Source organism: Streptomyces sp. NPDC054932 (assembly GCF_053610205.1).
This window is the reverse complement of the sequence record NZ_JBSGXU010000251.1, coordinates 1-9,873: the sequence shown is the minus strand read 5'-3', so window position 1 is coordinate 9,873 and position 9,873 is coordinate 1. Positions and strand designations below refer to the sequence as shown.

The window sequence follows — 9,873 nt, the reverse complement described above, 5'->3', positions numbered from 1 at the left end:
GGGGCGCCGCTGCGCCCCCGCCCGCGCCCCTGCCCGCACCTCCCCTTCGACGGAAGAGAGACCGTCCTCATGACCAACGGCCCCGGGCCCCGCATCGGCGTCGTCCACCACGACATCACCGTCCGCACCCTGGAAGTGCTGCGCGTGCGCCGGGTGACGCCGCGGATGGTCCGTGTCACCCTCGGGGGGCCGGAACTCGACGGCTTCGTCGACCGCTCCCCCGCCGATCACGTCAAGGTGTTCTTCCCCGAACCGGGCACCGACGCGCTCGTGCTGCCGTGGGTGGCGGACGACGGCGACGGTCTGGAGTTCCCGGCGCAGGCGCCGTTCCCCGTCTCCCGCGACTACACCACCCGCCGCTTCGACCCGGTGGCCGGTGAGCTGGACCTGGACTTCGTGCTGCACGGCCGCGGGGTGGCCGCGCGGTGGGCGGAGCGGGCGCAGCCGGGGATGCGGCTCGGTGTGGCGGGGCCGCGCGGTTCGATCGTGGTGCCGTGGGAGTTCGACTGGTACCTGTTCGCGGGCGACGAGACGGCCCTGCCCGCCATCGCCCGGATGCTGGCGGACCTGCCGGAGGGGGCCCCGGCCAAGGTGTTCCTGCTCGTCGACGACGCGGGCGAGCAGGAGGAGCCGACGACCCGGGCCGATGCCGAGATCGTCTGGCTGCACCGGAACGGTCTCGCGCACGGCGAGGGCGACTTCCTGGAGAGGGCCGTACGGGGCGTGGAGTTCCTGCCGGGCCTGCCCTTCATCTGGATCGCGGGGGAGGCCGGCGAGCTCAAGCCGGTACGTCGCCATCTGCACCGGGAGCTGGGCCTGAACCGCGAGTACACGGACGTGGACGGCTTCTGGAAGCGCGGCGTCGTCGATCTCGACCACCACGAGCCCCCGGACGAGGACGAGGACGGGGACGGCCCCGGGGGTGGTTCCGGGGGTGTCGGCACGGCCTCCGGGGACAACGCTCCTGTCGGCCAGTGCCGTTCAGCATTTAATTAGGTTAGGCTTACCTAAGAATTGAGGAGGGGCGGCATGTCCGACCACCATGTGCCCGGCGTCCCCGGGACCAGCGGATTCAGCGGCAAGGTCGCGCTCGTCACCGGCGCCGGCCAGGGCATCGGCGAGGCCGTCGTCCGCACACTGTTCCGCCTCGGCGCCACCGTCGCCGCGACGGACGTCTCGGCGAAGTCCGTCACCGGCCTGGCTCAGGAGCTCGACCCGGCGACCGGGCGGGCGCCCGCCGACGGCCACGGAGCCGTCCGCGCCTACGAACTCGACGTCACCGACCCGGCGGCGGTCGAGCGGACCACCGGGCTGATCGGGCGGGAGCTCGGCCCGGTCGACATCCTGGTGAACGTGGCCGGGATCCTGCGCACCGCACCGGTCGCGGACCTGTCCGACGAGGACTGGGCGGCCACCTTCGCCGTCAACGTCCAGGGGGTCTTCTTCACCTCGCGCGCCGTCGTTCCCGCCATGGCGGCCCGCGGCTCCGGCAGCGTGATCACCGTCGCCTCGAACGCCGCCGGGATCCCGCGCACCGGCATGGCCGCGTACGCCGCCTCGAAGGCGGCGGCCGTCATGTTCACCAAGTGTCTGGGCCTCGAGTACGCCCGCAGCGGGGTGCGCTGCAACGTCGTGGCCCCCGGTTCCACCGACACCCCCATGCAGTGGGGGCTCTGGACCGACCCGCAGGCGTCCGCCCGGGTGCTGGACGGGGACCTCGCCAGCTACCGGACGGGGATCCCGCTCGGCCGGATCGCCGACCCGCAGGACATCGCGGACGCCGTCGTGTTCCTCGCCTCGGACGGGGCCCGCCACATCACCATGCAGGACCTCTACGTGGACGGCGGAGCCACGCTGCGCTGACCGCGCGGCAGCCCGTCCTCCCTCGCAGACCACGCGCAGTCCCCGCGCCACACACGCACGTGCGCCCTGCGCATCACCTGCGCCACCCGCACACCACCTGCAGCCGGCGACCGCCCGGCCGCACCCACCTGCCCGCACCTGCCCCCACCCCTGAAGAGGAGTCACCGTGCCGACGGTCCACCAAGTCGCCACGCCCCCCGCACCGGCCGATCCGGTGCACCCCTCCGTCGGTGCCGCCACCACGCTGCTCGACGCCTATCGCAGCGGTTCGCGGTTCCTCGCGACCCCCACGCGGACCCTGCTGGCCGAGGGCGTGCGCCAGGAGGTCGCCCACTCCGCCGAGCCCCTGCCGCACCGCGTCGCCCGGGCCCTGGCCGAGGCCCGGCGGGCCGGGCACCCCTACCCCGTGGTGATCGGCGCCATCCCCTTCGCCCCGGACGCCCGCGCGGCCCTCGTCGTCCCGGAGGTTCTGCGCAGCGGCCCGCCGCTCGCCTCGGACCCGCTCATCGCCCTGCCCTCGGACGGTCCCGCGCCCACCGACTGGGCCATCGCCTCCGTCCCCGAGCCCGACGTCTACGCCAAGGGCGTGTCCTCGGCCGTGGACCGGATGTGGCAGGGCGAGTTCAGCAAGGTCGTACTGGCCCGGACCCTCGAACTCGCCTCCGACAGACCGCTGGACATACCCCCCATGGTCCAGCGGCTCGCCCGCCGGGACCCCTCCGGCTACACCTTCGCCCTGCCCACGGGCCCCGGCCGCAACCTGCTCGGCGCCAGCCCGGAACTGCTGCTGTCCCGCCGCGGCGACCACCTCATCTCCAACCCGCTGGCCGGATCGACCCCCCGCAGCGCCGACCTCGCCGAGGACGTCCGCCGGGCCGCCGCCCTGCTCCAGTCCGCCAAGGACCTCCACGAACACGCCGTCGTCGTCGACGCGGTGCACCAGGCGATGGCCCCGTACTGCACCACCCTCGACGTCCCGGAGCGCCCCACCCTGCTCCGCACGGCCACCATGTGGCACCTGTCCACCACCGTGACCGGAGTGCTCGCCCGGCCCGACGTCTCCGCCCTGGAGATCGCCTCCAGCCTGCACCCGACCCCGGCCGTCTGCGGCAGCCCGACCGACCTGGCCCGCCGGGTGATCGAGGAGACCGAGCCCTTCGACCGCGGCTTCTTCACCGGCATGATCGGCTGGGAGGACGGCAGCGGAGACGGCGAATGGGTCGTCACCATCCGCTGCGCCGAGGCCGAGGACAACCGGCTGCGCCTGTACGCCGGGGCGGGCATCGTCTCCGCGTCCGAGCCCGACGCCGAGACCGCGGAGACCGCCGCGAAGTTCCGCACCTTCCTGCAGGCCGTCGGAGCCCGGCTGTGAGCGACTCCCCCGACGACAACGGCTCCGCGGCCGCCTGGCAGCCCTGGCCCGCCGAGTTCGCCGAGCGCTACCGGGCGGCCGGCTGGTGGCGGGGCGAGACCTTCGGGTCGGTGCTGCGCGAGCGGGCCGCGGCCCACCCCGACCGGATCGCCCTCGTGGACCCGGCCGGCGGCCCCGACGGCCGCCGTCGCACCTGGACCTACGGCGAACTCGACGCCCGGGCCGACCGGATGGCCGCGGGCTTCACGGCCCGCGGCATCGCCGCCGGCGACAAGGTCGTCGTACAGCTGCCGAACACGGCCGAGTTCTTCGAGGTCGTCTTCGCGCTCTTCCGGATCGGCGCCCTGCCCGTCTTCGCGCTCCCGGCGCACCGCCGCACCGAGATCTCCTACTTCTGCTCCTTCACCGGAGCCACGGCCTACGTGATCCCCGCGGTGCACGGCGGCCACGACTACCGCGAACTCGCCGCCGCCGTCCGCGGCGAAGTCCCGGGCCTGCGCGAGGTGTTCGTCGCGGACGCCGACCCGGGCGGCTTCACCGCACTGGCCGAGGTCCCCCTCGACGTGCCCGCCGGCGGACTCGGCCCCGGGCCCGCCCCGCAGGACCTCGCCTTCCTCCAGCTCTCCGGCGGCAGCACGGGCGTGCCCAAGCTGATCCCGCGCACCCACGACGACTACATCTACTCGCTGTGGGGCTCGAACGAGATCTGCGGCGTGAACGCCGGCTCCGTGTACCTGGTGGCCCTGCCCGCCGCCCACAACTTCCCGCTGTCCTCGCCCGGTTCGCTCGGCACCCTGTACGCGGGGGGCCGGGTGGTGCTGTGCCCGCAGCCGGTGCCCGACGTCGCGTTCCCGCTCATCGAGTCCGAGGGCGTGACGATCACCGGCCTCGTGCCGCCCCTGGCCCTGCTCTGGACCGAGGCGGCCGCGCGCACCGACCGGGACCTGAGCAGTCTGGACGTCCTGCTGGTGGGCGGCGCCAAGTTCAGCGAGGAGGCCGCCCGCCGCGTCCGGCCGGGCCTGGGATGCACGCTGCAGCAGGTGTTCGGGATGGCGGAGGGACTGGTGAACTACACCCGGCTCGACGATCCCGAGGAGACGGTCGTCACCACCCAGGGACGGCCCATCTCCCCGGACGACGAGATCCGGATCGTCGACGACGAGGACCGCGAGGTGCTCCCGGGTGAGTCCGGGCACCTGCTGACCCGCGGCCCGTACACCATCCGCGGCTACTGGAACGCGCCCGAGCACAACGCCCGGTCCTTCACCCCGGACGGCTTCTACCGGACCGGGGACATCGTCCGGATGACGCCCACCGGGCACCTGGTGGTCGAGGGGCGCGCCAAGGACCAGATCAACCGGGGCGGGGAGAAGATCGCCGCGGAGGAGGTGGAGAACCACATCCTGGCGCATCCGGCCGTCCACGACGCCAACGTCGTCGGCGAACCCGACCCCTATCTCGGCGAACGCACCTGCGCCTACGTGATCCTGCGCGAGGGCGCCGAACCGCTGCGGCCCGCGGCCGTGAAGAGGTTCGTGCGGCAGCGCGGCCTCGCCGCCTACAAGGTGCCGGACCGGGTGGAGTTCGTCGCCGCCTTCCCCAAGACCGGCGTGGGCAAGGTCTCCAAGCGGGACCTGCGCACCGCCGCTCCCGCCGCCGTCCCCGTACCGCCCCATCAGCACTGAACGGATGAACCCATGGCTCTGCCCGCCATCGCCCCCTACCCGCTGCCGACCGCCGAGGACCTGCCGGCCAACCGCGTCGACTGGACGCTGGATCCGGACCGCGCGGTCCTGCTCGTCCACGACCTGCAGAACTACTTCCTGTCGGCGTTCGACAGCGACGCCCAGCCCGTCACCGGCATGCTCCAGCAGGTCGCGCGACTGAAGAAGGAAGCGGGCCGGGCCGGCGTGCCGGTGTTCTACACCGCGCAGCCCGGCGGCCAGAGTCCGGCCGAGCGCGGGCTCCAGCAGGACTTCTGGGGCCCCGGTCTGCCCGCCGACCCGATGGCCGGGGCGATCCCCGACGCCGTGGCGCCGGGCCCGGACGACACGGTGCTCACCAAGTGGAAGTACAGCGCCTTCGTACGGACCGACCTCGCGGAGCGGCTGCGCGCGATGGGCCGGGACCAGCTGGTGATCACCGGCGTGTACGCGCACATCGGCGTGCTGATGACGGCCTGCGACGCCTGGATGCAGGACGTTCAGGCCTTCGTGGTCGCGGACGCCGTCGCCGACTTCTCCGAGCGCGAGCACCGGATGGCGCTGGAGTGGGCGGCGGGCCGCTGCGCCGTGGTCACCACGGCCGACCGGGTCTGCGGACAGCTGTGAGACCGGCGTCGCTGCGGGCACGGGCGCGGTCGGCCGCCGCGCACGTGCCGCCCGTCCATCCCGTAGCGCTGCAGGTGCCCCTGCCCGGACGGACCCGCGTGTGGGCGGCCCCCGTCCACTTCTCCCTGGCGCACGCGGGCGACCAGGTCCTGATCGCGGTCGCTCCCGTGCCGGTGGGCGTCGACGTGGAGGACGTACCGTCGGACGCCCTGGTGCACGAGACCATGGCCGCCCTGCACGAGGACGAACGAGCCGAGCTGCTGGCCCTGCCCCGCGCCGCCCGGCCGCCTTCGCCCGCTGCTGGACGCGCAAGGAGGCCGTGCTGAAGTCCACCGGGCAGGGCCTGACGCACGGTGCACGGCTGCCCTACGTGGGCACGGCCGCAGATCCCGCGCACTCTGGCGCACACCAGGTGTACGACCTGCCCGTGTCCCCCGGCAGGGTCGCCGCCCTGGCCCTCCGGACCGACTGACAGTCTCCTCCCTCCGCTCACCCCCCACGTCCCCGTACCGAACGAAGGATCTCCCCATGACGGAACGTCTGAACACCGCCCGGCCCTACGCCCTGGGCCTCTTCCGGATCGTCACCGGTCTGTTGTTCGCCTGCCACGGCGCCGCCTCGCTCTTCGGCGTCCTCGGTGGCGCGCACGGCGGCGGCACGGTGCCCGTCGGTGCCTGGCCGGGCTGGTACGCGGCGGTGATCCAGCTCGTCGGCGGCGCCCTGGTCCTGCTCGGCGCCGGCACCCGCAGTGCGGCCTTCGTGGCCTCCGGCTCGATGGCGTACGCCTACTTCGTGTCCCACCAGGCGGACGCCCTCTGGCCGATCCAGAACGGCGGGGAATCCTCCGCGATGTACTGCTGGGCCTTCCTGCTGCTCGTCTTCACCGGACCGGGCGCCTTCGCCCTGGACGGGCTGCTGCCCGCCCGCGGGAACCGGGCCGCGGCGGAGACCGAGCAGCGACCGCAGGCAGCCACCGTCTGACCCGGTGTCCCGTGGCCGGCGGTCGGCAGCCCGAGCCCCGCCCCGAACCCTCGGGGGGCGGGGCTCAGGCCTGTTCCAGGTAGCAGGCCAGGGTGTCGCGGCTGTGCCGCAGGCCCTCGATGCGCGCGTCCATGGCCGCAAGTTCTCCGTCGAGGACGGTCCGGATCTCCTCGCACCAGGCGAACCGCACCCCCTCGCCGCGGACGCACGGCAGGACGGAACGGATCACCTCGGTGGACAGGCCCGCCGCCAGCAGGGCGCGGACCTTGCGCACGGCGGCCACGGAGTCCGCGGTGTAGTCGCGGTATCCGTTCGGGCCGCGCTCCGCTTCGAGCAGCCCCTGGGCCTCGTAGTAGCGCAGCAGCCGGGAGCTGACTCCCGTGCGGCGGGACAGTTCACCGATGAGCATGTGCCGTACCTCTGCGTCCGGTTGACCTTCACACTGATGTCAACCTCTAACGTCGCCCCTGAGCACGGGCATTCCGCCGACTCGACAGCGCACCTCTGGAGTGATGTTCATGACCGACCGCTCGTTCCTCTTCGTCCTCGGCAGTTCCCGGTCCGGCGGCAACACCGAGATCCTCGCGCGGGCGGCCGCCGAGCAGTTGCCCGCCGGGGTCCGACAGCGGTGGATCGACCTGGAGGCGCTGTCGCTGCCGGACTTCCGGGACGGGCGGCACGAGGCCGAGGGCTGGACGGCCGGGGAGAGCGAGGAGCTCCTGCGCCGGGCCACGCTGGAGGCGACCGACCTGGTCATCGCCTCGCCCCTGTACTGGTACTCCCTCTCCGCGCACACGAAGCGGTACCTCGACCACTGGTCGGGCTGGCTCACGGTTCCCGGCTCGGACTTCAAGCAGCGGATGGCGGGCCGGACCCTGTGGGGCGTGACGGCCATGGCGGACCACGACGAGGTCCGCGCCGACGGGCTGGTGACCAGTCTCCACCACACCGCGGCCTACATGCGGATGCGGTTCGGCGGGGTGCTGCTCGGCAACGGCTCCCGGCCGGGCCAGGTGCGGGACGACGAGCGGGCGGTGATCCGCGCCAAGACCTTCTTCGCGCAGGACGCCCCTCTCGCCGTGTTCCCCCACGAGGAGCCGGCCAAGGACGTGTCTCCCTGACGGGACGGCCGGGTTTCACGGACTCGCCGCGGTCGCTCCCGTCATGAATGCCGGCAGCGGCCGCCGGGGGAGGCTGCGGGCGGGGTGCACTGGTACCCGTAGTCGCCCTGGTCGTCACTGAGGTAGCGGCCGATGCACTCGTTGGCGGTGGCCCGGCCCCGCTGCGCGCAGAAGGTGACGGCCGCCCGGCCGTCGGCGAACGGGCCGGGGGCGTAGACCACCCAGTACCCGGGCTTGAGGGAGGCGTAGTCCCGGCTGCGCAGCACCCGGGCCTCCGGGACCTGGGCCCGGACCGCCGCCAGCCGCTGGTCGCGGGTGGCGGTGCCGGTGCTCTCCGGCTCGGAGTGGAGCTGGGCGATCCAGCGGCCGACGCCGGGTGCCGGATCCTCGCCACCGGGCACGACGGCCGCCGGGGGGCTCGGCTGTGTGCCGGCCGGGGTGTCCGTCACGCCCGGTGCGCCGGCGCTGCCCGCGGTGGTGCCGGGAGTGGGGGCGGGGTCCGCAGGCGATGTGCCGGTGGTGCCCGGCGTGGGAGTCGCGGCGGGCGAACCGGGGCCCGTGGAGACCACGGAGACCGTCGGTGAGGCCGCGCCCCTGCCGTCGCTGCGTCCCTCCGCGCCCTGCTCGAACAGGGCGTACTTGCCGATGCCGAGCAGCGCCAGGGCCGTGACGGCGGCCGCTGCGGCGAGCGCGGTGGTCTTCCGCCGTCGGTCCGGTCCGCTCCCGTGCGGGACGCCGCCGTTCAGCGGGCCGATGGTGGGCAGTGCCTCCCGGGGCGTCGCCTCGTGCGGAGGGAAGGGCACGGGAGTGGGCCGGGGTGTGGCCGCCGGCGCGGGCGCGGGCCGGTCCGGCCGGGGGGCCGGGCCGGGAGGCAGCGGGGGCGGCGGCGGGCCGGGCCGGTCGGCGGTCGGCGGTCGGTCGGCCCCGGGGGAAGGATCGGGAGGGGAGTTGGGCGCCCGGTCGAGGCGGGTGGGCTCCGGCGGTTCGGCGCTGGCGGTGTCCCGGGCAACGGCGGCCAGCAGCCGGTCCAGCCGCTCCGCGGAGGGCCGCGCGGCCGGGTCACGGACCAGCAGCTCGGCCAGTACGGCGGCCAGCGGCCCGGCGCGGCACGGTACCGGCACCGGCTCGTCGAGGACCGCGGCCAGGGTGGCCAGGGTGGTGGAGCGGCGCATCGGGCTGACACCCTCCACGCACACGTACAGCATCATGCCCAGCGACCACAGGTCGGAGGCGGGCAGGTCGGCGCCGCGGATCCGCTCGGGCGCCAGGTATTCGGGGGTCCCGATGACCTCCCCCGTCATGGTGAGGGCGGCGGCGTCCTGGAGGGCGGCGATGCCGAAGTCGATGAGCACGGCCGAACCGTCGGCCCGCATCAGCACGTTGGCGGGTTTCACGTCCCGGTGGCGGATGCCGGCCGCGTGCGCGGCCCGCAGTCCGGCGAGCACCTCGCGGCCGGTCCGGGCCGCCTCGGTGGGCGGCAGCGGTCCCTGCTCCAGCCGCCGGCCGAGGGAGGGGCCGGGCAGCAGCTCCATCACCAGCCAGGGGTGCTCGCCCTCGTCGACGATGTGGTGGATGGTGACCACGTTCGGATGACTGATCCGGGCCTGGGCGCGGGCCTCGCGCAACACCCGCTCGCGCAGCACCCGCCGGAATTCCGGGTCGTCCCGCCCGGCCGCCGATCGTACTTCCTTGACGGCCACTTCACGATGAAGGACGAGGTCCAGCGCTCGCCAGACCGTGCCCATCCCCCCACTGCCGAGCCGGTCAATCAGCTCGAACCGTCCGTCGATCACGTCCCCTGGCGCACTCATGGCGCAAGGCTAGGGCAGCGGTGGACACGGCGCCCCGGGCTCTGCGGTATGCCACCCGGTAGCTCTTCCCACCGGCGCCCGCCCGTGCCCGGGTCGTGACCCCGGGCACGGGGCAAGTGCGTTTCCAGGGGGTGTCCGCAAAGTCCCGCCTGGCCCGCGACGCCCGGCACGGCACCTCGCCGCGTTGTCGAAGCGCGCGAGTACGGACAAGTACGAGCTGCGCCTCTCCGCCTTGCGATGCACCGCGCCGGACGCCGCGGGCCACGCCCTCCGGGCGCCGGCGCTACTGTGCGGACACCCCCTAGGTGTATTGATCACGAGCGTTGTTGACACTCGGCGGGTCTTGAACATGGCGAAGACCTCCGGTGTGGTGGGAGCTGTCTAGGAACTCACCG

10 protein-coding genes and 1 pseudogene are annotated in these 9,873 nt (G+C 74.0%); 9 read left to right on the top strand and 2 right to left on the bottom strand.

Translation table 11 applies throughout. The annotated features are described in order from the left end of the window. The 8 genes and pseudogenes from ACWGE1_RS37405 to ACWGE1_RS37370 form a co-directional block, all read left to right on the top strand. Positions 1-996: siderophore-interacting protein (locus ACWGE1_RS37405; protein WP_453424927.1), on the top strand; the 996-nt coding region annotated here is incomplete at its 5' end. Between the two features lie 33 nt (positions 997-1,029). Continuing rightward, positions 1,030-1,863 carry a 2,3-dihydro-2,3-dihydroxybenzoate dehydrogenase gene (locus tag ACWGE1_RS37400; protein ID WP_453424926.1) on the top strand — a complete coding sequence of 278 codons (834 nt, stop codon included), beginning with the start codon at positions 1,030-1,032 and terminating at the stop codon, positions 1,861-1,863. Positions 1,864-2,029: 166 nt separating this feature from the next. Beyond that, positions 2,030-3,235, top strand: coding sequence for an isochorismate synthase DhbC (dhbC, locus tag ACWGE1_RS37395; RefSeq protein ID WP_453424925.1), 1,206 nt, complete (start codon positions 2,030-2,032; stop codon positions 3,233-3,235). Then, the gene (locus ACWGE1_RS37390; RefSeq protein ID WP_453424924.1) at positions 3,232-4,920 is read left to right on the top strand and encodes a (2,3-dihydroxybenzoyl)adenylate synthase; all 1,689 of its coding nucleotides are present in this window, start codon (positions 3,232-3,234) and stop codon (positions 4,918-4,920) included. Before dhbC ends, ACWGE1_RS37390 begins: the two co-directional genes overlap by 4 nt. Before the next feature lie 12 nt (positions 4,921-4,932). After that, on the top strand, positions 4,933-5,565 hold the full coding sequence (locus tag ACWGE1_RS37385) for an isochorismatase family protein (protein WP_453424923.1): 633 nt from the start codon (positions 4,933-4,935) through the stop codon (positions 5,563-5,565). A gap of 100 nt (positions 5,566-5,665) precedes the next feature. Further along, a pseudogene (locus ACWGE1_RS37380) lies at positions 5,666-5,872 on the top strand (hypothetical protein); the annotation flags it as partial. A gap of 12 nt (positions 5,873-5,884) precedes the next feature. Further along, the gene (locus ACWGE1_RS37375) at positions 5,885-6,037 is read left to right on the top strand and encodes a hypothetical protein (protein WP_453424928.1); all 153 of its coding nucleotides are present in this window, start codon (positions 5,885-5,887) and stop codon (positions 6,035-6,037) included. Between the two features lie 56 nt (positions 6,038-6,093). Beyond that, positions 6,094-6,546: a DoxX family protein gene (locus ACWGE1_RS37370; protein WP_453424922.1), complete on the top strand. Its 453-nt coding sequence runs from the start codon at positions 6,094-6,096 to the stop codon at positions 6,544-6,546. Positions 6,547-6,610: 64 nt separating this feature from the next. Here ACWGE1_RS37370 and ACWGE1_RS37365 read toward each other — a convergent pair whose 3' ends face one another. Continuing rightward, positions 6,611-6,955, bottom strand: coding sequence for a MerR family transcriptional regulator (locus ACWGE1_RS37365; protein WP_453424921.1), 345 nt, complete (start codon positions 6,953-6,955; stop codon positions 6,611-6,613). A gap of 103 nt (positions 6,956-7,058) precedes the next feature. On the opposite strand from ACWGE1_RS37365, the gene ACWGE1_RS37360 reads away from it, so the two are divergent. Beyond that, positions 7,059-7,667 (top strand): flavodoxin family protein, encoded by a 609-nt coding sequence (locus ACWGE1_RS37360; RefSeq protein ID WP_453424920.1) that lies wholly within the window; start codon positions 7,059-7,061, stop codon positions 7,665-7,667. 41 nt (positions 7,668-7,708) lie between these two features. Here ACWGE1_RS37360 and ACWGE1_RS37355 read toward each other — a convergent pair whose 3' ends face one another. After that, positions 7,709-9,478: a protein kinase domain-containing protein gene (locus ACWGE1_RS37355; protein ID WP_453424919.1), complete on the bottom strand. Its 1,770-nt coding sequence runs from the start codon at positions 9,476-9,478 to the stop codon at positions 7,709-7,711. Positions 9,479-9,873 lie beyond the last annotated feature (395 nt).

Excerpts from the sequence above, each read along its gene's own strand:
- ACWGE1_RS37400 (WP_453424926.1), top strand. The coding sequence starts at position 1,030 with ATGTCCGACCACCATGTGCCCGGCGTCCCCGGGACCAGCGGATTCAGC.
- ACWGE1_RS37385 (WP_453424923.1), top strand. The coding sequence starts at position 4,933 with ATGGCTCTGCCCGCCATCGCCCCCTACCCGCTGCCGACCGCCGAGGAC.
- ACWGE1_RS37370 (WP_453424922.1), top strand. The coding sequence starts at position 6,094 with ATGACGGAACGTCTGAACACCGCCCGGCCCTACGCCCTGGGCCTCTTC.
- ACWGE1_RS37365 (WP_453424921.1), bottom strand. The coding sequence starts at position 6,955 with ATGCTCATCGGTGAACTGTCCCGCCGCACGGGAGTCAGCTCCCGGCTG.
- ACWGE1_RS37360 (WP_453424920.1), top strand. The coding sequence starts at position 7,059 with ATGTTCATGACCGACCGCTCGTTCCTCTTCGTCCTCGGCAGTTCCCGG.
- ACWGE1_RS37355 (WP_453424919.1), bottom strand. The coding sequence starts at position 9,478 with ATGAGTGCGCCAGGGGACGTGATCGACGGACGGTTCGAGCTGATTGAC.